This window comes from Corynebacterium mucifaciens (assembly GCF_012396315.1).
Taxonomy (GTDB): Bacteria; Actinomycetota; Actinomycetes; order Mycobacteriales; family Mycobacteriaceae; genus Corynebacterium; species Corynebacterium mucifaciens.
Genome location: NZ_JAAXPF010000013.1, coordinates 1 through 22,508 on the forward strand (window position 1 = coordinate 1; position 22,508 = coordinate 22,508).

The window sequence follows — 22,508 nt, forward strand, 5'->3', positions numbered from 1 at the left end:
GCAGCCGGGTACGTCCACTCCGGCACCGTCCAAGGGCTCGCAGCCGGGTACGTCCACTCCGGCACCGTCCAAGGGCTCGCAGCCGGGTACGTCCACTCCGGCACCGTCCAAGGGCTCGCAGCCGGGTGCCTCCACTCCGGTTGTGACCGCCCCGCCGACGCGAGAGCCCACGCCGTCAGCTGCGCCCGTGGATAAGAAGCCCACGCGGGTAGAGCCGGCTGGCGACTACACCGATCAGGTGGTTGTCGCCGATGATCCCGCCTCCGATTACGAGCCGGCGTCGCCAGTGGTCGATCCGGCTCCGGGTGTTGAGGACACCGCAGGTGTGCAGGACGCCCCGTCCGTTGCTACCAGTGAGGCCCCGCGCGAGGTTGCGGAGCAGGCCCCGTCCGTTGCTGCCAGTGAGGCCCCGCGCGAGGTTGCGGAGCAGGCCCCGCCGCGTGCCGGTATCGCCGGAGGCACAGTCACTCTGACCGGGCCAGGATTTGCTGCTGAGGTCAATGGCACTTCCGAACCACTTGCGGGTAGCGCCGCGGTGCAGACCGCGGCCGGGGTGCAGTCGGTGGATTTCACAACCGAGAACGGTGGCGTCGAGATAAACGGCCCGCTTGGCGAGGTGACGGTTCCCGACGCTCAGGTCAAGCAGGTGCAGGCGCAAGCGGATATGGCGTTCAAGGCTCTACCGCAGCCGGTGCAGCAGCAAGCGAACGCCATTAACGCCCAGGTGCTCGACGCCGCTGCCGCGCAGCCGGCGGTGTCGCACTACGACATGGGCATCGTCAACGCCACCGTCGTGGTCGATCACTGGGACTAGGAAGGGAAACCGCCGTGGCGTCCGACTGGATCAAAGCTCTAGAAGAAAAGGAACGGGTAACTTCCGCTCCGCCCGTTACCGTGGTGCGCGAGGACGAGCCGGTGGTGGCTGCTGATGACGCCGAGGATGAGTCCACTGCCGAGGACGAGGAGGAGTCCTCCCGATCCGACAAGACAACGACACTCATCGTCGGCGGTGTGGTTGGCGCGGTCCTACTGATTGGAGTCGGGTCGGTATTCTCCATGCTCTCGGATAAGTCGGAGCAGAGCGAGCAGGACCAGGCCGAACCGGCCGTGTCCACGACCCAGCAGGCCGCAAGCAGCGAGACCCCGCAAAGACCGTCGGCTGCGGCGTCGCCGACGTCTCCGGTGGAGGTTGGCAACGCCTGCCCTGGCAAGAACGCGGAGATGGCCGGCGAGGAGTCGTCGGTGCGCGATGCGGTCGCGCAGTTCGAGAAGGCGTATTTCGAGCGCGACGCGCAGGCACTGGCGGCGTCGTTGGCGAAGAACAGCCCGCTACAGCAGCAGGACTGGAAAACGATTCTGCCCGAGGCCGCTCCCGAGGGCACTACCTGGTGTGTGGAGATGGCACCGGTCGCCGATGGAGCCAGCACAGTCGATGTCGATCTGACTATGGCACCTCCGGGTGAGGAATCGGCGCTTTACCGGCAAACGGTCAAGGGCGAAAAAGACAGCGACAAGTGGGTAATCACAAGCATGGAAGAGCGAGAAGGCTAGAGAGATGGCAACGAATCGACAGATTGGCCGCGCGGTAGCCGCAATGACCGCGATAGCGGCCTCCGGCTGCGCGTGGGCGGCTTTCGCTGGCCCTGCCCTGGCGCAGACCCCGGAAGACGGGGCTCAGGGCGACGACCACTGCGCGGCGCTGCACCTAGTGCTCGTCAACGGCACTTTCGACACGTCCGCGCAGCAAGACTCCCGAGTGGACCACGGCTTCGGTGCCCAGATTGCCGGCCCGGCAATGGAAGAGGCCAACGACGCCCCGGTTTCTGACCCGTCCGCTGGCATTAGCCTCGAGGACGCGCAGGGCCAGCTGGCAGGTGCAGGGACGACTAGCACCGCTCCGACCGCGGTGGGAGAGCCGACAGGCACCGAGGTTGTCGGCAACATCGACGATCTTCAAAGCCAGCTCTGGGGAGACTCCGGCAAGACCACGGCTGGGACACCGACGAGCAAGACAAACTCCGCCTGGGGCAGCACCACCTCGGCCGCCAGCGTCCCGAGTGGGACTGCTACCCAGACGCAGTCTTCGTCCCCCGAGTCTTCTGGGACACCGACGAGCAAGACAAACTCCGCCTGGGAAAAGCAGTCCGGACCGACCGAGGTGGATGGAAAGCACGGCATCAAGATCGCCCGCACATACATCACTTATGCCGCTGCAGCCGGTGGAGCGTTCATTCCGGGCCTGCCGACCTCGGAGTCCGTCAGCTACGACGATTCCATGCGGGAAGGGGCAATTAACACCGCTGCGGTGCTCAAAGAGATCGCGGACGAGTGCCCCAACACCAAGATTCTGCTGGCCGGCCACTCTCAAGGAGCACAGGTTGTTTCCCTGGTGGCCCGCGAGGTCGGCAACGGCGTGATTGATTTCGACCCGTCGCGCATCGCCGGCGTCGCCCTGTTTTCAGACCCGACCCGTGAGGCTGGAAGCCCCACGATGGTCAGTGGGGACAGTTCTCCGCAGCCGGTGCCGGGAACCTCTGGGCAAAACGTCGCCCAGCTAGGCTCGTTCAACTCCCGCGACGCCGCCGAACTCGACGGCGGCGGCATGGGGGTCGATACTTCCGGAGGCAAGGATTTCGGAGAACTCTCGGGCCGTACCGCGTCGTGGTGTGTTCCCGGTGACCTGGTGTGCGACCTGCCCATTTCGGGACCGCTGAACGAGCTGGTCATTAGCGTGGCAACGCAGCTGAACCTCTCCGATCCCGAGAAGTCTTTGCAGGCCGTCGCGGACACACTCAACCCAGCGGTGATTATGGGCGGCGTCGAGGACATCAAGGGCGACGAGTTTAGCTACGGAACAAACGGATTCTCCGCATCCGGCGAGCAGGCCCGCGAGGACACCAGCCTGATCGGGTCGATTGCCTCAACGGGGGTCAAGCAGGCGGTGCAGAACAACGCCGAAGGCGAAATCGTCAGCGACCTGGGCGAGTCCGTTATCCAGGGCGTCAACAAGATCGGCGGCATGGCGCTGGGCACCGGCATTGCCATCCTGAAGGAGGCCGTGACCCCGGCCAACCTCGCCCAGGTCGCAATGGCCGGTGTTGCCGGGCCGGAGGCGGCGCTGGGCGTGGCCGCGACGAAACTCACCGACGCCTCACTGAAGGTGCTCACCCCGGAGACGGCGGTGGGCATGGCGGACGAGGTGTTCAAGAACGTCGAGATTCTCGGAATCTCCGGCGAAGGACTGGCACAGGTCGCAGTCGAGGCTGCGGGCCACGGTGCTGCGCACAACTCCTACGGTACCCGTCCGGTGACTGAGGACGGGCGCACCCCGATTGAGGCCACTATCGACTGGGCCGTCGCTGCCAGCAGCGACATCACTGGTGACACCGTTCCCACTCGTGAGACGGCCCATCCGGAAGACACATCGAATATCAACCAGTCGTCCACGTTCAACACCGAGTTGTCCACGAAGGCCCTGTCTGAAGTCCAGGCATGGCGTGCACAAGGAGGTGCCTAGATGTCATCCAGCGCAGCGGCTCAGCTCCGGCGAGTCTCCTTACCAGAGAAGGCCGGCCTGAAGGTCGCAAACAGCCCGCTCGCGCCGAGCGGGGAGTGGTCCCCACTGGTGTGGCTCGTGGGAGCGCACGGCGGGGCAGGCACATCCACTCTCGCAAGGGTTCTCGGACCCTTCGGGGACGCTGGCCAGACATGGCCTGCGGAGGATGAGCACCGGTGGTGCGTCGTGGTGGCTCGATCCACCCGCTCGGGTGTGGAGGCCGCGCATGACGCTGTGCTCCAGGCCCAGGCGGGCAAGGTCGGACACTGCTGCGTCTGGGGAGTGATCCTCGTAGAGGACGCACCAGGTAAGACCCCAAAGAGTATTGAGCAGCGTATCTCCGTGCTCGAAAAAATCGTCCCCACAATCTGGCGCGTTCCCTACGTGGGGGAATGGCGCGAAAATCTGCTCGACAGACTCCCCGAATGGTCACCGCTCGATGAGCCGCAAGAACCGGAAAGCACCTCGCGTGTCCTGCGCAAGCGCACCAAAGTCAGCGCCCTGGAGCAGGTGCCCCAGCCGGTCAGGCGAATCGGCGAAGAACTGGTCGAGCGGGCCTATGAAGCCCATAAGCAAACATCTTCCAACTAAGAAAAGGAACCACTCATCATGACCATGATTGACCGTCTCAACAACGAACTCATCCTCGCAATGGTGCCGGGACAGAACCTGACCCCGCAGGCACCCGGTGACTTCGGCTCCAAGGTCGACCGCGCCCTCAACTTCGGCGTGTTCATCGGCCTGGTTGTTGCCGTCGCCGGCGTTATCGCCATCGGTGCGTCGATGGTGATCTCGCGACGTGAGGGCACCAGCGAAGAAGCCACCTCCAACGCCCTGCGCGTCGGCATCGGTTGTCTCATTATCGGCAGTGCCGGTGCCATCGTCGCAGCTCTGATCTAATGCGCGGCGCTTTCATGGCGCAAGGCGGCCCGCCCCAGTCTCCGCAGACCCCGCCAGACGTCGTGTGGATGGAGATTTGGGGCTGGCTGCAAAACACCTACTGGATTGTGCTGGCACTGTCTATCGCCGCCCTGATCACATTCGGAGCCATGCTCGCCCTCGACAAGGAGCGCGGCCGATCCGTTTCAGCTACGTCACCCGCAGTGCGCGGGGTGGAGATCGCACTAGGTGTCATCATCGCCAGCTCAGCAGTCCAAATCGCGGCCTGGTTCGTCTAACCAGCTGCACACCACCTTTTTGAAAGGCAAACAATGAAGAAGAAGCTCGGCGCACTTGCTCTCGCGGGCACTGTGGCGCTCGGCCTGAGCGCCTGCTCGTCGGACAAGGACGGGGAGGACACGCACGCGGAGAACGCGGTGGTCGATACGACTTCGGCACCTGCCGACGCGCGGTGGGAGTCGGTGGCGGGGATCGCCACGCCGGTGGATTCCAACGACGGGCCGGAAAACACCCGCGACTCTGTGCGCTCCGGTTACGCTCACACCCCCCAGGGGGCGGTGATGGCCGCGATTAACGGCCAGGTCGCCCTCGCCACCGCCGACGATACGAAATGGCCCGATGTCTCGCGCAGCATGATCGCCCCCGGCCAGGGCCGCGACCAGTGGGCGCAGGGCCGGGCTCTGATGAGCATTCAACCGGGCGCGAAGGTGGAAAACCCCGCGAAGTTCGAGGGGTTCCGGGTCTCTGACTACAACGACCAGGACGCACTGGTGCTTCTGGCGGCGGAGTACCCGGAGGTTGGCCTGACCGTCTATCCGGTGCAGCTGACGTGGCAGGACGATTGGAAGCTCGTTCTCCCCGCGCAGGACCAGGCTCCCGACCTCGAAAAGCTGGATTCGCTTGACGGTTTCACCGAATTTTCAGCCGGCAAGTAAGCCACTCGTCTCAGAAAGGGAAGATTATGCCGCAGGACAACAACAAGCGCTGGGGGCTTCTGGCCGCCACCGGAGCGATCGCTCTCACCCTGATTCTCGTCGTGGTGGGTCTGGTCGCCCGGCAAAAGGATTCTCCCGCCAATAACCCGTCTGCGGCCTCGCCCGCACCGGCCACGACCACTAGCGAGGCTCCCAAAGGCAAGGAGGGGGAGTGGCTCGACCCGACCGCTGACGTGTTTGGCCGCGCGATAAAGGTCCCGGCCAACGGTGCGGGCAATCCGCTCGGCAATGCGACGGGAGGGGATACGACCAACTGCGCGGTCACCGCGGGCAACGTGACCATTGAGTCCACCCACGGTGCACAGACGATGTGGACGGAAAAACAGGGCCCGAGCTCGGTAAACGCCGACGGTGTGCCCACTGGGTACGCACGCACCGCCGAGGGGGCCATGATTTCCGGGTTCAACACGGTGAGCCTGATTTACGCCGGTGGCCCCATTTCGGGTTCTGCCGCGCAGTACGGAGCGGCTGGCAGCGACGCCACTGGATTTGCGGAGCGCTTGAAGGCAAACCCTCCCAAGCAGGTGGATACCACGAAAGACCGCCCGGCACCTTCCGCATACAAGGTGACATCGTGCTCGGACACTCAGGTCGTAGGAGACATTGCACTTCCCACCCCGACCGACGCACAGGGCAACGCGGACAACCCGACGTGGCTGGTCATCCGGTTGTCGATGGTGTGGGAGAACGGTGGCTGGAAGTGGCAGTACGAAGGCGTGCCGCAGCCGATTGAGGACGAGATCACGAGTTTGAGCGGGTGGACTGAATGGCACTACTAAAGCGATTTTTGGCAGCGTCTCTGGTGGTTTTCGCGGTGGTGCTGGGCGCGCCTGCGGCCAGCGCCGAGGACGGCAACCGCTCCTTCGGAGAGCACGTCGAGTCGTGCACTACCGGGGCAATGAAGGACAGCGCTAACGCCGTCCTGGACGCGATGGGGGACAACAAGCCGTCGAATTTGAACGAGTGGCGCTTGAAAGTCGGGGAGCAGATCAGCAAGGCTGGCTGCACCACGGGTATGGCGGTTGCCCACCCCGTAGCCGCTGCGTCGGCTGCTGCGTCGAAGTTCTGGGGCGACCCGGTGGGCAAATTCACCCAGGCGCTTCTGGAGGGCAATAATGAGGCGCTCCAGTCCGTCATGACGCTCTGGATGGACTACCGCGTCGATAAGAACGTGGTTGATTCAAACGTGCAGGGCGTGAAGAACATCGTCCTTTCGCTCTCGGGTCTGGCGCTGATCGCCTCCCTTGTGGTGGGCGGTGGCCGGATCGCTGCCGGGAGAAGAAAAGGGCTTGTCGAAGGCGTCGAGGACTCAGGGGAGACAATTGCGCTCTATTTGCTGTTTTCCCTGCTTGTACCCGGTCTGATTGCTGGTGCAGTGGTAGCCTCCGACGAACTGTCGGACTGGATTATGAAGTCATTTGGCGCGACGAGTGCCGAGCAGGTTCTCGGGGACTCCGGACTGAATGATTCAATGGCCGGCCCAGTGTTCATGCTCGGTATCGCGGGCGTGGCGTTTGCCGGTTCCATCATGCAGATCGTCGCCCTGGCAGTGCGCACCCTGCTGTTGCCGATTGCGGCTGGGCTGACCCCGATGATGGCGGCAATGAGCTTTACCCAGACCGGCAAGAACGGTCTGCACCACCTGATCTCTCTCATGATTGCCTCGGTGATCTTCAAGCCGGTCTCGGCGCTTCTCTACTGTGTCGCGTTCTGGATGTCCGCACATGGGGGCGACGATCTGGTCACCACACTCATGATCGCGGTCATGCTCGGCGCAGCGGGCTTTACGGGGCCGGCGCTCGTCCGGGCGCTGGTGCCCGCTGTCGCCCAGGCCGGTGGAGGCGGTGCAGCCCCCGTTCTGGCGGGTGGTGCAGCTCTGGCTGGTGGAGTTTTGGGCAAGGTCGGCGGTGTGGCTGGCCAGGCAGGAAAGTCCGTTACCTCGGCAGGCCAGGCGCAGGCTGCTCCCGCAGCCGCAGCCGGTGTTGGAGCTGGTGTCGGTGCCGGTGGCGGCCTCGGAGGCGGTGGAGGTGCCGGTGGCGGCCTCGGAGGCGGTGGCGGCCTCGGAGGCGGTTCTCGCGGTGGCTCACCTACCGGGCCTAGCTCGGGTGGCGGTGGCAGTGGAGCGGTCGCGTCCGGTTCCACGGGTTCAGGCGCTGGTAGCACCGCAGGTGGGGCCGTTGGTGGTCGTGCAGGCCACTCGGGAGCTGGCGGCGGCGTCGCGTCTGGTGCGGCAAGCACCGGGCCGGGATCACAGTCCTCGGGTGCCTCCGGAGGTGGATCGCACTCCATCGGGGCAGGTGGAGGCGCACAACCGGCAGGAGCCGTTGCAGCTGGAGCCGGAGCCGGGAGTGCCGGTCCGGGAACCGGAGGTGGCGGTGCAAACCGTGGCCGTATGGGGGCAAGCACCCCGCGTCGGACGATGTCTCTCGCAACGGGCGGAGCCCTCCGCGCCGGAGGTGCCGTCGCCCGCACAGGAGCGGGTGCGGCGCGGACGGCGGGCACGGCAGCTAATCGGGTGCAGGCGATTTTGGATGAGTCAGTTGGAGCACAGGGCAATTACGGGATGAGGAGGTAGCCGGTATGAGCAGGGAAGAACAGGTAGAAACCCCGGTCTACGCTCTGGGCCAGCCGTCGAGGCGCACCGGCCTGGGTGGTCTGTCGATGAAGACCACGATTGTGCTGGGGATCGGCTTTCTGGGCTACCTGGTTTGCCAGATTGCCGGCTTCGCCAAATTCGGCCTGTTGGTCGTGGTGCCGGTGGCTCTAATCATTGCCGGAATTGTCTCCTTCAATGTCGGCGGGCGCTCGATGGCCCAGATGGCGGAAATGATGTTCCAGGACATGCGCCAGCGCACACGAGGGGAGCACATCTACTTCTCGGGCCCGTCCTCGCGTTTGCCGGGCGGCACTTATCGCCTCCCGGGTGTGTTCGCCCGCACCGAGCTGGTGGAGGGTGTTGATGCCGCAGGTAAGGAGTTCGCGGTGATTTTCGACCGCCCCCGCCGCGAGGCGACGGTGGTACTTCACGCGCAGCTCTCGGGTGAGACGGCGATTACCCAGGACGAGCGCAACGCGCAGACGAGTGAGTGGGGTCGTTGGCTGGCCGGTTTGAGCCTTTCCGGTGACGTGGAGCAGGCGGCAGTCGTGGTGACCACCCGCCCCGGCACGGGTGACCTCGTTGCCCAGGAGGTCGCGGCCACGGTGAAGCCGGAGGCTCCGTGGATTGCCCGCCAGGTTCAGGCGGAGGCGGCGGAACTTCTGAGCCAGGGGGTGCCGGAAGTGGACGCGCACATTTCGCTTACGTTCTCGGTGTCGGTCTCCGACGCGAAGGACACCAGCTTTGTGGAGTTGATCGGCACGCGCCTTCCGAGCCTGTACGGGCCGCTGACCTGGGCAGGTATTCAGGCCAGCCCGATGGACACCAACAGTGTGTGCGCGCGTGCCCACATGCTCTATAACCCCGCGTCCGAGGCGGATTTCGAGGAACTGTCCGTGCAGGGCATCGAGCATGGGCTGGGCTGGGAGGACATCGGACCGTCCTGGGCGCAGAAAGACCGTTCGGCCTACCACCATGACGGGGCCACGTCGGTGACGTGGGAAATGGCGCAAGCCCCCCGCTCGACGTTCGAGGACACCCTTTTGACCGGGCTTATCCAGCCGCATATTCGCATTGCACGCAAGCGCGTGGCACTTATCTACCGTCCTTACGAGGCCGGCTCCGGTGCAGGGCGCGTGGAGGCGGAGCACCGCGACGCGATGGTTGCCGCAAACAGCTCGAAGAAGATCCGCGCAGCGTCGGCGGACATGCGTCTGGAGCACACGGAGGCGGCGCGACGAGCACAGGCGCGAGGTGCCCAGCTGGGCCGGTACTCACTGTTTGTCACGGCGACGTGTGCCCCGGATGAGGACCTGGAGCGGATAAAGCACGACGTGGAGCAGCTTGGCGCGCAGGCCAACATCCGCTTGCGGGTCATGACCCGCCAGCAGGACGCCGCGTTCGCCACCTCGTGCGGGCTTGGGCAGACACCGTGGGCGAAGCCGTCCACCTCGGCACTGGCGGGAGCGTAGGAGACAGCCATGTTCGGAAAGAAGAAGAACCAGAAGAAGACGCTTCGCGGGCTCGAGGGCGTGACTCTCGATAGTTCGCGCGATTCCGCTGGTTTCCAGTTCGCGGCTCTGCTGCGTGAAAACCGGGCCACGGTCATGTTCGGCGTGGAGGGCGAGGTGACCACCGAGGAGATCGACGCGTGGGAGGTCACGGTCGCCCAGGACGAGACGGTAATCGCCACGGAGGTCACGGCGGGTACGTCCCTGACGCTCTCGGTGACGATCCAGCGCCAGGGCAAGGAAGAAAAGGCCGAGGCTGACGCGGTTTTGACCCATCTGGCCAAAGTGCTGCCCGACTTCTACGCCGTGGAGTGGAGTGAAGCGGTGGTTACCCCGCTGACGGACTCGGAAATCATCGGCGTGCTGGAGGCCCGCCTCGGCATGGAGCTGAGCGAGGATGTGGCACCTGCCGCACTCGGGGTGGACAGCATTGTCGAAACACTGCGCCACGTCGAACTCGGTCCGCAGGCCAGCGTCGCGTTTGAGGTGGGCGACGACGCGGAGATCGACCGCATGTTCCGGGGCATGGCACTGGGTGAGATGTGGGGTGTTGTGAGGTGGACACGCATTTTCCGCCCGGCAGACACGCTCGCGGACGAAGACGAGGTGGGCCGGCACAGCGGTTTGTTCGTCGTGTCGGTACCGGAAGAAAAATCGGAGGGCCTGGAGGCGGTCGTGGGCAAAATCATCGGCTCATTGACCCCCGTGCAGCGCCTGCGGGTGCGCAGAATGCTGGCCCGCCAACAGGGCGCGGTCGTGAGCAGCCTCGGTATCGGGGCGCTCGCCTGGGAACTAAACGCAGCAGTGTCTGCCTGAAATGGAGGAGGGAAAGAAGATGGATCACAGTGCAACAATGATCGACCTGCACCGCGAGGTTCTCGACGGTGAGCGCGAGGCACCTGCCTGGTACACCCCGCAGGGGTGGACCTATCGCCGCTGGCGCAAGGACAGCGCGAAGAAGGCGCGCTCGATGGAGGCGCAGCGCCGCAGGGCGGGCGGTGTTGTCCCCGTTCGCGGGGAGAAACCCTACGGATCCTCCAAGCCGCGCGGGTTCACCGGACGCTATTCCGGTTACGCTGCCGTGCAAAACGGACCGCAGGAGTGGCAGACCACAACGAACCTGGGCTGCGGGTTCAACCCCAACGTCGTGGGTGCGCCCGCCCCCATGATCGGTACGGCCCTGGGTCGCCACGTTATCACCAACGCCGAGGTCGGTTGTGATCCGATGTCGTGGTTCCGCGAGGGAATTATCGCCAACCCCTCCGCATTCGTTCTTTCCTTGCCGGGGCTGGGAAAGTCCACGCTCATCCGCAAAATGCTCATGGGTGGCGTGGCCACGGGCCAGGTGCCGATTATTGCCGGTGACATCAAGGGCGAGTACGTCGGCTTTGTGCAGCAGGTCGGCGGGCAGGTTATCACCATCGGCCACGGTGAAGGCCACCTGAATCCGCTCGACGTGGGCGCGCTGGGGCGCGTGATTCCCAAGCTGGAGGAGCACGGAGACCAGGAGCTAGTTGACCGCGCCAAGGAACAGGTGCATGGCCGGCAGGTCAGCATGGTAGCCACGCTTGTCGGTCTGAGCCGTGGGGAGAAAATCCGCGACTACGAGGCCATGATCGTTTCGGCGGCACTGCGCGAGATGTACGAGGACGCGGAGTTGGATTGGAACAACCCACCTATCCTGCGCGATTTGATCGAGCACCTGGAAAAGGGCTCGGAGCGTTTGTGGCAGCTCGCGCGTGCGCGTGAGCGCGAACAGTGGGACAGCCGCGTCGACGCGCTGATTCTGTCGCTGAACTCCCTTCTCGATGGTGCAACGGGCCGGATTTTCTCGGGCCAGACCACCACGCCTATCAACGTCGATTCGACGGCGGTGTGCATTGATGTCTCCGCGATTGACCGGGGTGATAGCGCGATGAAGGCCGCAGTGATGATGGCGAGCTGGTCTTCGGCCTTCGGCGCGATCGAGGCGTCGCACATGCTCTCAGACGCCGGCCTGGAACCGCAGCGCTACTTCACTGTGACCCTCGACGAGCTCTGGCAGGTGCTTGCCTCGGCTCCGGGCATGGTTTCGCAAATCGATGCCCTGACCAGGCTAAATAGGACTGACGCCACATCCTTATGTATGATAACGCACACATTAAAGGATCTGGAGGCACTCCCCACAGAGGAAGATCGAAAGACCGCAATGGGCTTTATCGAGCGCGCGGGAATGGTGATCTGTGGCGGTCTGCCGTCCTCCGAGTTGAGCATTTTGAGCGGGCAGCTCTGGTTCTCTCCCGCTGAAGCGCAAATGATTACCTCGTGGTCGAAAGGCGCACCGCCAAAGCGCTCGCGCACCCGTGGAGCCAAAGCGACGCCTCCAGGCCGTGGGCGGTTCATGATCAAGCCGTCGAAGGACGGCTCGCCGGGTGTGCCGGTGCAGACCGTGCTGATGCCTTCCGAGGTTGAGCTGCGCCTCCACGACACTAACGCCCGTTTCGAGGCGTTCTTCGAAGAAGGCACGGTGGCGTGATGGCGGAGTCCAAGGGCTTCATCAAGCCGCACGCCGCCTCAGTGCGCGAGGGGGCGGTCAAGGAGTTCACGGAGTCCTGGGGTGACTACTCGTCGCCGTCGGCAGCGGTGCGGGACATCGCCTCCCGATGGGGCGTGGGGCGCACGACGCTGACGGAGTGGCTTCATGACGAGGAGAAGTGGCCGAGCACGACGATAGGGCAGCTGCGACGCTTGCAGCGCGAAAATCAGGCGCTGCGCGAGCAGTTGAAACACCTGCAGGAAGGGTAGCGGTGCGATGAAGAAAGCAATCGCCGTGGCGGTGGGGGTTGTCCTGTTCCTGGTACTGCTGGTGACGACCGTGTTTCAGGACGAGGAGGAAGTCTGCGGGCCCTCGGGCGGCACCCCCGTCGCGGGCGGTGTTCCGGCAGGGGAATTCTCCCTGCCGGAAAAGGACGCGCTCAACCACGTCACGAGCGAATTTGGTCCGCGCTGGGGTACAGAGCACAGGGGCATCGACATTGCCCAGGGGCCGGGCACACCGATCTTCGCCTATGCGGACGGCACGGTTGCGGCCGCAGGCCCAGCCCTCGGGTTTGGTCAATGGATCATTGTGGATTCCGAGCTCGACGGGCAGCGCTTCTCGACGGTCTACGGCCACATGATGGACGCCGGGCTGTACGTCAAGGTGGGTGATCAGGTCAAAGCAGGCCAGCACATTGCCGACGAGGGCGCCAACGGGGAGGTCACCGGCCCGCACCTGCACTTCGAGGTGTGGCCGGGAACCCGCCTCGGCGGGGGCCAGGCGGTCAACCCTCGTCCCTGGCTGGAAAAGGCAGTAGAACCGGGCAGCGGCAACGGCGGCTCGACCGAAGAAACCGACAGCGCTCCAAGCAACCAACCCAGCCCGATACCAACCTCCGGTGGCGATGTCCCGCCATCCGATGTCATCGTCAGCGAGGACAAACTGCAGGTCGATTCGGTGCGCGTGGCGCGCTCTGTGGCACAGAAATTCCCCGAGATCAAAGCCATCGGCGGGTGGAGACCGGCAGACCAGGACCAGCGCCAGGACCACCCGTCTGGGCGAGCCGTGGACATCATGATCCCCGATTACGACTCGGAGTCCGGCAAACAGCTCGGAGACGCGGTGCGCGACTACCTTTACGCAAACCGCGACGCCTTCAACATCGACTACATGATCTGGCGGCAGCAGTTCATCCCGAGCGAGGGGGAGAGCTATCAAATGGACGACCGGGGTTCACCGACGGAAAACCACTATGACCACGTCCACGTCACAACGGCTGGTGGCGGCGCTCCAGCACCGGGGCAGAGCTACGGACCTGCCCCCGAAGGAGGCAGTCAGCGTCCGTCCCTCGGCAAGGGGTGCGCCCCGTTCGAAGTTGGTGACGTGCCGCTCAACGCGGCGGGAATCCCCGAGGACGTGGCCAAATTCATCCCACTTAGTGCCGCGCAGTGCTCAGAAATCAACGCACCACTGGTCGCCGGGTTGATGGATCATGAATCGGGAGGTTTCCAGCAGTACGCAGTATCAAGTGCCGGCGCTCAGGGATATGGGCAGTTCATGCCCGGGACGTGGGCGGGTGTCGGAGCCGAGGTTGACGATGAGGGCAAGGTGATCGGCCCTCCCGGGTCAGGATCACCGAACGACCCCGGGGACGCAACTATGGCGGTTGGGCGCTACCTGTGCAGGCTGGCGGACGATCTGCGCCCGGGTATGGAATCTGGGGCCATCAAGGGGGATCCGACAGAACTGCTGCTCGCGGCCTACAACGCCGGCCCCGGTGCGGTGCAGCAGTACGGCGGAGTCCCGCCCTACGCGGAGACACAGAAATACGTGAAGATCGTGCCGGAAACGGCCAAGAAATACGAGAAAGGGGTATAAGACGATGACCTCACGGACCTGGAAAATCATCGGGGCAATCGTGGCAGTGATCCTCATCGGAATATCCGCCTTGTTCGCAGTGACGGGAGTGAGCGACAACGACACCAGCGGACAAGCGGCGGAGGTGCACACCGATGAGGGCGTCGATATCGACCCCGTAGCAACGGACCCGAGCGTGGCCGCACAAAGTGCGCTCGTGCGCGGGTTCAGCTGGCAACCAGCCCAGCAGAAGTCCGACTTCGTGGCTTTCGCGGAGGCGGCGGAGGTCACCACCGCACACTTCCACGAGCTCGCACAGCGAGGCTTGGAGGAGCAGGAACCCACCGCACGGCCCAAACAGTGGGAGGCCTGGGCTGAGTCCAAGGACGAGGTGCGCGCGGTCGTAACCATCAACTCGCAGGACGTGGAGGAGTCCGGCGAAAAGGCAGTCGTGAAAACCACGGTTGAACAGCGCGTCCACCACCGTGACGGGGACACCACGCCGTACTCGAAGTTCAACGTGGACGCGCACATGGAAAACGCTGCGGGAGCGTGGCGTCTCGCGGACTACACCATTACCAGCGTCGATTACTAAACAACCGAAACAAACAAGGAGACCATCATGGCCAGCACCAACGAACAGTGGCAGGAAGTCAAAGACCTCGTGGCGGAGCACGCCGACGAGCTGAAGGAAATGACCCACGCAGACATCAAGGCGTTTGCCAAGGAGCACGGGCTTATGACCAAGTCCGGATTCCCCAAGCTGAAGACGGTCCTGAAAACTAAGGGCGTCGATTACGAGGCACTGCGGGACGAGGCAGGGGAGAAGCGGCGCCAGGAACTGGACGCCCGCGCACAGACCATCGAGGAAGACGCCCGGAAAGGCCCGGCATTCACACTGCACAGTGCGGCCATCGAGGAAGACGGGCAGGCGAGTTTCGCCGTCACCGACACCCAGGCGCAGGCCGTTTGGTACGGCAAGCTTTTCGATGATGACCGTATTTGGTCGAGCGGTGATCCGGTCTCGGCAGAACAGTCTGCGGCTGACAAAGCTATCTGGATTGCAGGTAAGGCCGTCGCTCTCGCCGGGGCGCAGGCGGGCAGGCTCACACTCGGTGTGACCCACCCGGAGCTCGACGTGGACGAGCTCCAGCGCGCGGGCGTGCGCAATAACGTCGCGGTGGAGATCGTCTTCGAGGAGGACAGCTCGGCGGTCTCGATGGCAGCAACGCCCGGTTTCATGAAGTGGCAGGAATATGACCTGCAACAACTGCTGGACCAGGACGAGGACGAGCAGTTCGTCGCAGACGATGAGTCGGAGGAAGACGAGGAGTCTTACGACGAGGACGAGGCGGACGAAGCCGACGATGAAGAAGGCGACGAGTAATGGCGGGCAGAGACAACGCGCGCTCCCTGGCGCAACCCAAGGGAAACCGCGACACCTACGTCCTCGCGGGGGTTATCGGTGTCGTGGCGGTGCTGAGCACCTTGTATTCACTCTCGCGAATGTTTGCCATGCGCATGCGCGGGGAGACCGGGGAGTTGTCCTGGAACCCCATTGTGGTGGCGATTGAAATTGCCAAGGGCAAGGGGACGTGGGGACGCGAGGAAACCATCGTCGCCGTTGTCCTGGTGGCGCTGCTGGCTGCGCTCGCCTTTGGCGCGCGTCTACTGCTGCGCGGCACGAAGAAAGCCGAGAAGAAGACTCGCGTGGACTCAGTGGCCAAGCACCTCGCGGGCAAGGACGATATTAAGTCGCTCGGGGTGGGTGCGGCTCGGCAGACCGCCACGCGACTGCACGGGGAGGAATTCGCCAAGAAGCACCCCGGGCTGCGGTTCGGGCATGAGGTGTCCACCGGTGCCGGCCTGTACGGCGGGTGGGAGGATTTGCACCTGATTATCGCGGGTCCACGTATCGGTAAGACCACCTCATCGGTGATTCCGGCGATTATCGAGGCTCCCGGGGTGGTTGTGACCACCTCCAACAAGGCCGACATCGTGCACGACACGATCAACCTGACCTCCGTGCGCGGCACCGCGTGGGTTTTCGACCCGCAGGGTCTGACCACGCAGGGCAACCACGAGTGGTTCTACGACCCGCTGAGCTACATCCGCGCCGACGCAGACAACATGGACGCGGCGGCGGGCGCACTCGCGGCCATGTTCGCAGCCCCCCACATGCCGCGCGGCGGCGGGGGAGACTCGTACTTCCCGTCGACGGCGCGGACACTGCTGACGGGTCTGCTGCTGGTGGCGGCGCTGGAGAATCGCCCGATTTCCGACGTGCTGCTGTGGGCCTCGAATGAGCGCAGCCAGGAGGCGGTGGAGCTGCTCGCCCAGTACGACCAGTACAGCTTCTGGGCCAAGACCCTCAACGGGATCTACGGCCTGACGGACAAGACGCGCTCGGGCGTGTTCGGCCAGGCGCAGAACATGGTCGCAGTCTTCGCCAGGGCGGAGGTGCGTAAGTGGGTCGAACCGCAGCCGGGACGTGCGGCGTTTTCGCCCTACGACTTCGTGCGCTCGGGGTCGGACACGCTTTATCTGCTGTCCAAGGAGGGGCCGCGTTCGGTCGGCATTCTCACGACGATTCTGACGGTGGCTGTGATGGAGGCGGCGGAGGGCTACGGCGAAGAGCAGGCCAACGGGCGCATGCCTGTGCCGATGGTCTGCCCGCTCGATGAGGTGGCCAACACCGTCCTGTGGGAGGAACTGCCCGCCGTGGTCTCGCACTACGGCTCTCGCGGGATCATCATCCTGGCCTACTTGCAGAGCTATAGCCAGGGGATTAACGCCTGGGGCAAGGAGAAGATGGAGGCGCTGTGGTCGGCCATGACCATCAAGTGCGTCGGCGGCGGTATCACCGATGAAGAGCTGACCAAGCGCATGAGTGAGTTAATCGGCACCCACGAGGAGTATCAGTCCTCGTCCTCGTCCGGGTCGCATGGTGAGCGGTCGGTACAGCGTTCCGTGCGCGAGAAGCAGACCATGACGGCGGCGGAGATCGCCGCGCTGCCGAAGGGGCGCTGGCTGGTTCAGTCGGTCGGGCGTCGCCCGATGATCGGAGTCACGGAGCCGTATTTCGAGCGGAAGTGGGACGCCGAAACCAACGCGATTCTCGCGGTTAAGTAGGAGAGGAGAAAACAGCAATGGAAAGCATAATTCAGCAAGTAACTGCTGAGGCGGTGCGTGAGGCGGTCAAAGATTGGGTTAAAGAGGCGGTGAGAGCCGCCTTTGAACAGCGGATGGAGGACGGGGAGTTCTCCGATGAGCTGGAAATGTTGATGGGGGAGTTTGCGGAAGAAAAGACGCAGATCACCACGAAGCCGGAGCCGAGGTTTAAGAGCGTGTTCGATTTCGTGGACAACTTCATCCGCCCGATGTACCCCACCACGAAGAACAGCCAGGAGCGCGCCAACTGGTCGCGGCAGTGGTACAAGCACAAGGAGGTGGGTCAGCGCCTCGAGGCGCTGTGGGTGATCTACGAGCGGATGCGCCAAGAAGACCCGGAGGGCTTTCTGGAGAAGTTTCTGCGTGACCACGCGGACTACCACATGCGGCAGATCATGGCCGATGGCGGCGTGTTCTCGTACTGCTCGGCGGCAGATACACCATCTATCCCGCTACCGGTGGAGCCGGAAAAAACCAAAGGCGAAACGAAGAAATAGGGAGAAGCCATGAACAATGAACAACTGGATGCGGAGCTGCGCAGCGTTCTCGAGGTCGTGACAACCCACCCGCCTAAGCCCGTCGCGGGGCGCGGACGCAGTGTGCGCCCCGGGAGCAACGCCCTGCGCCGCATGAGGCTGGGGCGGCTGGTGCGGGAGTACCGGACGGAATACGTTCAGCGCTACCGCGCGCAGACATCAGGACGGGACTGGGAGGCGCTGGCTGCGGAGATGGAGCGGCGCAACCTGCACGAATCAGCCCGCTACGTGCGGGGAAACACCGTTGCGGATACAACCGGCCTGGTGGCAGGGGCTGTGGCAGTGGGTGCAGTTGTCACCGCCCTGGAGAACACCACGACCGAGGACCGCGAGTTGGACCTGCTGGAACAAAGGGTGGATGAGTGGGCTGACGAGATGGGTGTGGCCGAGCTCGAAGCGGAGACCGAGCGCGAACAGACCGCGCTCACGAGCGCGGAGTTGCTCGCTGACCTGGAGCAGGTCGGAGCGAGTGAGGAAACAGTAGAGGCGATCGAGTTTGCGATGGACACCCCGAACGGCAATCCCCAGGAGGGGATAGATTTCGTGCCGGAGGAAGTCACCGCTAGCCCTGATCTGACGCAGGACATGGCTGCGGAGCAGGAAGAAGGCATCAGTCTGTAACAACGAGAACGAGAGGGTGGGTGCTGCATCGGCAGCACCCACCCTTTTGGTGTGAAACTAGAGCGTCCAGTCGTTCTGGGTCTCACGCTCATTCTGCGGGCTGGTGCTTCCAGAAGTAGTAGCGGTGCTGGTGTCCTCAAGGTGGCTGAGGTCGAGCCGGCTGGCTTCCTTGATCGCGTGAAGTTGCTCCGGTGCGTCGGGGTCGAGCGTGCCGCCGACGATCTGTGCGGCATCGGTGAATGTGGTGTCGGTGAACGTCGCGCCCGTGAGATCGGTGCCTGTAAAGCTCACAGTATCCAGATCGGCTCCCTGCCAGACGGACCCGGAGAGGTTGGATCGGGTCATGTTGGTGCGGGCGAGACGGGCGCCGCTGAAGTCAGTGCCGCGCATGTCGCAGTTCCTGAAGCCGTTGACCTTAAAAGCATTGTCGCCCTGGCCTGCGTGAACACCGGTGAGCGTGGCGTCGCGCAGGGCACATTCGATGAAGAACGTGCGGTGCATTTCCGCATTGTCAAAAGCGGCACCGGTGAAGTCGCAGTTCTCGAACTTGAGGTGGGAGAGGTCTTTGCCGCGCAGGTCAGTGTTGGTGAAGTCCTGGCCGACGATGGTGCCCTTTTCGGGCAGGGCGTAGTCCAGCTCGCGCAGCTCGCGCTCGTTGGGTTGGAGTGCGGCGTGGGTGGCCTCGGCCCAGTCGTAGAGCTCCGCGTCCATACTGGCGTGGTGCGGGGGCAGTGCCCACAGTTTCGGAGCCGTGTCGGGCAGGTGCTCGCGCAGCCGGTGGGCGATAACCGCGCCGGCGTCGCGCGCCCCTTCCAAGTCGGAGGTGGCCTCGGCCATGAGTTCCCGGTAGTCCACACCGTGACGTGCCAGGGCCACGGCAGCGGTCGAGATGCGTTCCACAGCCTGGTCCTCGTCGATGGTCTCCAGGTACCCCACGGACAAGGTGTCGAGCCAGTCGCGCACGTTCGGCTCCACGAAGTCGCGTCGCCACGTGGTGGTGAGCATGTCGGCGGCGGTGGCGTAGAGCTCCCGTGCGCGCTCGGGGCTCGCCGCCTCCCGGCGCAGCTTCTCGCGGGTGTCGGTCGCACTTTCCTGACCCGTGTCGCGGGTGACCACAGACTCCAAAATCTCGCGGGCGGTCGGTGCCTGTTTGTCACCGGCCATGTGCAAGTGCCCACCCTCGGCCTCGAAGTCGATATCCGTATCGGTGGGGACGTAGAGGTGATTCTGTCGCTTGCCGCGGGTCAGTGCCACATAGAGACCACGCCGGTCGGCTTCCGCACCAATGATCGCGCGGGTGACGTCGACGGTCACGCCCTGGGCGCGGTGGACGGTGGCTGCGTAGCCGAGTTGGACGTGCTCGCGCACGTAGTCGGCGGGCAGGTGAACGCACACGCCGCGTTCGTCGGCGCGTGCGGTGATAGAGCCGTCGTCGTGGATGGCGGCAAGCATCAGCCGCGAGCCGTTGAGAATGCGCTGGCCGTTGAAGGTGGCGTTCTTGCGTGCCAGGATTGCCTCGCCGATAAAGGCCCGGTGCCCGGTGCCCAGCTCCACATGCGGCCCCTCCGGGTCGATGCGTCCCTCCTGGGCGCGCGCGTCCTGGATGATCTGGTTGGCGGTGTTGACGTCCTCGCGGGTCGAGGCGATGAGGATGGAGGATAACCCGGCAGCATCGTCGGCGAGGAAGTCGCGGGCTGCTTGGGTGACCATGTCTGCACGTGCACCGTCGTGAATCCAGCCGCGCTCGGCATACAAATCAAGCCCAGTTACGTCACCGTGACGAATAGTCAGCCCTGCCTCGGCCTGGGCTGTGTCGTTGCCCATGCGCATCACCTGGTCGAGCTCGACGGACTCGTCACGCTTGACGATGGTGCGGAAAAGCCCGCCCGTTTCCACCGCGTCAAGCTGGTACGGGTCGCCCACCATGCGCACGACCGCACCGGTTTCCTGGGCGATCTCGGTAATCGCCGCGAGATCGGCGGTGGTGGCCATGCCGGCCTCATCAATGAGCAGCATGTCGCCGGGGTTGATGTCGATTCCGAGCGCGGAAACGTCGCGGGGATTATCCCCGACGATCCCGCGCCATCGGTAGGTCAGCGACGCCAACGTGAAGGCGTCTGTGTCGATGTCCTCGGACAGATTCTTTGCGGCGGCGGCGGAGGGAGCCAGCCCGATAACGTTGTGTCCCTGCGACTTCCAGACGGTGGAAACAACCGACATTGAGGCGGTTTTTCCGGTACCTGCGGGTCCAACTCCCGCCGTGATTTGCTTCCCGGACTCCACGAGATGGCGCACCAAAAGTGCTTGCCCGGTGTTGAGTTCGAAGCCTTTTTCCTCGGCGTGCTGCGCCAAAGCTGCGTCGATTACAGAGGACTCCACCGTGTACGCGGTGAGCTCATCGAGGTGATCGAGCACGATGTTTTCTTCGCGCAAAGTGTCCCGGGCAATGAGTGTGACCGACTCGGAATCGCGGTCAATAATCATTCCGTCCTCGCGGAAAAGCGCGCGCGGCAACAACTCGTCGGGCGCGTCATTAGCGACCGTCAGATACTCGGAATGGGCGTAACGAATCGCGGCATTACGAACCTCGTCCTCGTGGTCCTCGGAGTAAAACCGCCACTCATTCAGGCGCATAGAAATAGCGGTATCGAGGTGCCGGGGCGCGAATTGCGCGCGCCGTGCGCGGGTATCTTCGACGGCTTTGCGCGCCAGTTCTGCCACCGAGGAAGATCGCTCGGGATCGTGAGAAAGGGGGAAGAAACTGCGGGTGTCTCGCGCGGAGCTGACGGCGTTTTTAAGCGTGTCAGCGTCGTACATTTGCGCCCATTCCTCGCGGTGTTCGCGCAGGGAACGCGCCGGCTTTTTCGCGTCGCGGGTGTCGAGAATGGCTTGTTGCCACAGGGCGTAGCGCGCCCTGGAGGAGGGCTGGTGGCCGTGCGTCTTGGTGTATTCCGCGGCGTATTTTTCGTAAACGGGACGGGCGTTTTCACGCCGCGAGGAGAAGGAATCAATGACCTCGTCACTGACGCCTGCGATCTCCCACGTGGGTGCTTTGCCCTCTTCGGTGACGCGTTCGCGGAAGGCGAAACCGAGTTCTTCGCGCAGCCGCTGGTTCATTTTCCGAGCGTAGAGCTGGCTCAACTTTGCGGAGTTCTTAAACAAAAATCGGGTATCAAGCGCGCGCCATTTTTCCGCCTCTTCGGGGGACAAACCGTCTATTTCTTCCGCCTGCACCTTGTTGGAAATGAGGCAGTGCGTGTGCAAGTCAGGGTCGCCCATGCGGGTGTCGTAGTGCACGAACGTCGCGGCAATCATGCCTTTTGCTTTGATCTGGCGCTCACTTCTTTGCCCTGTCCGCGTGTAAAGAAGCTCATCTTCGATGTACGCAAGAACGTCCCGGACGCTGCGTTCGTGGACGTCTTGGATGGCGTTTGCGGTCGCCTCATCGGCGAGTGCCCACACCACGGAAACGGACTTTGCGGGGGAGAAAGTCAGGTCCATTCCGGCCACGGGTTGTTTGACTTTGTTCTTCTCTTCGTTGAGCCAGGCGAGCACTTCGCGGGCGCCGGCGTTGACTGAGCCGGTTTCTTTTTCGTAGAACGGGCGCGCAATATCGAGGCCGATTTGGTTGCGTTCCTCGGTCGGAAGGAGCTTGCCGGTTTCGTTTTTGCGGCGTGTTTCTTCCCGTTTAATCGCTTCGAGAACGTCGACGCCTTTTGCAAAAGTCGGGTACTGGCGTCCGAGTTGGGTGTCTTTCAGGCGCGCACCATCCGCGATTTTTTGCTCCGCGTCCGGGTGCAGACCTTCGCCGTAAAGCGCGGCCATTTGGGTTTCTTCAACCACGCCGCCCTGGGTCAAAGTAGTTTCTCCGAGGCCGTGAATTCCGCGGCCGAACCATTTTCCCGGGGGTGTTCCGGTTGCGTCGTAGTAGTCGTGGAGGCGTGTTTCCGGCTTTGTTTCGTCGTCGTGGGAGGCCACGGAATTCAGGAGATAGGCGTAGCCATCTCCCGCGTGGACAACTCTCATCGACAACATGCCCACCAGTTTATGGGCAGAATTCGTCCGCGGAAAGCGCTCCCTCTGGTCACCTCTGTGACCTGCTAAAACCGAAAGTCTGATTATCAGCCAACGGTGTGTGTCTGTTGGGGAGCGTTTAGGGCGCGACCCGTGGCGCGTCTGGAGGACGTAATAAGCGCGTGGAGTGAACGACTGGACGCGGGAGTGTGAAGGAGGGTCGATATAGGAAG

Annotated in this window: 20 protein-coding genes; 19 read left to right on the forward strand and 1 reads right to left on the reverse strand. The window is 63.7% G+C overall.

Annotated features, from left to right (window positions below; genetic code table 11):
- The 19 genes from HF989_RS09460 to HF989_RS09550 all read left to right on the forward strand — a co-directional run.
- A partial coding sequence (locus tag HF989_RS09460; protein WP_168685982.1) for a hypothetical protein occupies nucleotides 1–814 on the forward strand: 814 nt, incomplete at its 5' end.
- 104 nt (nucleotides 815–918) lie between these two features.
- Complete coding sequence (locus HF989_RS09465; RefSeq protein ID WP_168685984.1) at nucleotides 919–1,551, forward strand: DUF8176 domain-containing protein; 633 nt, start codon at nucleotides 919–921, stop codon at nucleotides 1,549–1,551.
- 4 nt (nucleotides 1,552–1,555) lie between these two features.
- Nucleotides 1,556–3,517, forward strand: a complete 1,962-nt coding sequence (locus tag HF989_RS09470) for a cutinase family protein (RefSeq protein ID WP_168685986.1) — start codon at nucleotides 1,556–1,558, stop codon at nucleotides 3,515–3,517.
- Nucleotides 3,518–4,147, forward strand: a complete 630-nt coding sequence (locus HF989_RS10910) for a DUF6668 family protein (protein WP_168685987.1) — start codon at nucleotides 3,518–3,520, stop codon at nucleotides 4,145–4,147.
- An 18-nt stretch (nucleotides 4,148–4,165) separates the two neighbouring features.
- Nucleotides 4,166–4,456 (forward strand): hypothetical protein, encoded by a 291-nt coding sequence (locus HF989_RS09480; protein WP_168685989.1) that lies wholly within the window; start codon nucleotides 4,166–4,168, stop codon nucleotides 4,454–4,456.
- Nucleotides 4,457–4,470: 14 nt separating this feature from the next.
- Nucleotides 4,471–4,734, forward strand: a complete 264-nt coding sequence (locus HF989_RS09485; RefSeq protein WP_168685991.1) for a hypothetical protein — start codon at nucleotides 4,471–4,473, stop codon at nucleotides 4,732–4,734.
- Between the two features lie 33 nt (nucleotides 4,735–4,767).
- On the forward strand, nucleotides 4,768–5,391 hold the full coding sequence (locus tag HF989_RS09490) for a DUF8175 domain-containg protein (protein WP_168685993.1): 624 nt from the start codon (nucleotides 4,768–4,770) through the stop codon (nucleotides 5,389–5,391).
- Nucleotides 5,392–5,417: 26 nt separating this feature from the next.
- On the forward strand, nucleotides 5,418–6,230 hold the full coding sequence (locus HF989_RS09495; RefSeq protein WP_168685995.1) for a DUF8175 domain-containg protein: 813 nt from the start codon (nucleotides 5,418–5,420) through the stop codon (nucleotides 6,228–6,230).
- Between the two features lie 8 nt (nucleotides 6,231–6,238).
- The gene (locus HF989_RS09500; RefSeq protein WP_210729151.1) at nucleotides 6,239–8,026 is read left to right on the forward strand and encodes a hypothetical protein; all 1,788 of its coding nucleotides are present in this window, start codon (nucleotides 6,239–6,241) and stop codon (nucleotides 8,024–8,026) included.
- A gap of 5 nt (nucleotides 8,027–8,031) precedes the next feature.
- A complete protein-coding gene (locus HF989_RS09505; RefSeq protein WP_168685997.1) occupies nucleotides 8,032–9,519 on the forward strand; it encodes an SCO6880 family protein in 1,488 nt (495 codons plus the stop codon).
- 9 nt (nucleotides 9,520–9,528) lie between these two features.
- Nucleotides 9,529–10,374 carry a hypothetical protein gene (locus HF989_RS09510; protein ID WP_168685999.1) on the forward strand — a complete coding sequence of 282 codons (846 nt, stop codon included), beginning with the start codon at nucleotides 9,529–9,531 and terminating at the stop codon, nucleotides 10,372–10,374.
- 1 nt (nucleotide 10,375) lies between these two features.
- Nucleotides 10,376–12,073, forward strand: a complete 1,698-nt coding sequence (locus HF989_RS09515; protein WP_246233946.1) for an ATP/GTP-binding protein — start codon at nucleotides 10,376–10,378, stop codon at nucleotides 12,071–12,073.
- Nucleotides 12,073–12,342, forward strand: coding sequence for a hypothetical protein (locus tag HF989_RS09520; protein ID WP_168686001.1), 270 nt, complete (start codon nucleotides 12,073–12,075; stop codon nucleotides 12,340–12,342). The genes HF989_RS09515 and HF989_RS09520 overlap by 1 nt, the downstream gene beginning before the upstream one ends.
- 7 nt (nucleotides 12,343–12,349) lie before the next feature.
- A complete protein-coding gene (locus HF989_RS09525) occupies nucleotides 12,350–13,954 on the forward strand; it encodes a VldE C-terminal domain-containing protein (protein ID WP_168686003.1) in 1,605 nt (534 codons plus the stop codon).
- Nucleotides 13,955–13,958: 4 nt separating this feature from the next.
- Nucleotides 13,959–14,528, forward strand: a complete 570-nt coding sequence (locus HF989_RS09530; protein WP_168686005.1) for a hypothetical protein — start codon at nucleotides 13,959–13,961, stop codon at nucleotides 14,526–14,528.
- Between the two features lie 27 nt (nucleotides 14,529–14,555).
- Nucleotides 14,556–15,320, forward strand: a complete 765-nt coding sequence (locus tag HF989_RS09535) for a hypothetical protein (protein WP_210729152.1) — start codon at nucleotides 14,556–14,558, stop codon at nucleotides 15,318–15,320.
- On the forward strand, nucleotides 15,320–17,065 hold the full coding sequence (locus tag HF989_RS09540; protein WP_168686006.1) for a type IV secretory system conjugative DNA transfer family protein: 1,746 nt from the start codon (nucleotides 15,320–15,322) through the stop codon (nucleotides 17,063–17,065). The genes HF989_RS09535 and HF989_RS09540 overlap by 1 nt, the downstream gene beginning before the upstream one ends.
- Before the next feature lie 17 nt (nucleotides 17,066–17,082).
- Complete coding sequence (locus HF989_RS09545) at nucleotides 17,083–17,601, forward strand: DUF4913 domain-containing protein (protein WP_168686008.1); 519 nt, start codon at nucleotides 17,083–17,085, stop codon at nucleotides 17,599–17,601.
- 9 nt (nucleotides 17,602–17,610) lie between these two features.
- On the forward strand, nucleotides 17,611–18,261 hold the full coding sequence (locus HF989_RS09550; RefSeq protein ID WP_168686010.1) for a hypothetical protein: 651 nt from the start codon (nucleotides 17,611–17,613) through the stop codon (nucleotides 18,259–18,261).
- A gap of 57 nt (nucleotides 18,262–18,318) precedes the next feature.
- Here HF989_RS09550 and mobF read toward each other — a convergent pair whose 3' ends face one another.
- On the reverse strand, nucleotides 18,319–22,296 hold the full coding sequence (mobF, locus tag HF989_RS09555) for a MobF family relaxase (RefSeq protein ID WP_246233948.1): 3,978 nt from the start codon (nucleotides 22,294–22,296) through the stop codon (nucleotides 18,319–18,321).
- Between the last annotated feature and the right edge of the window lie 212 nt (nucleotides 22,297–22,508).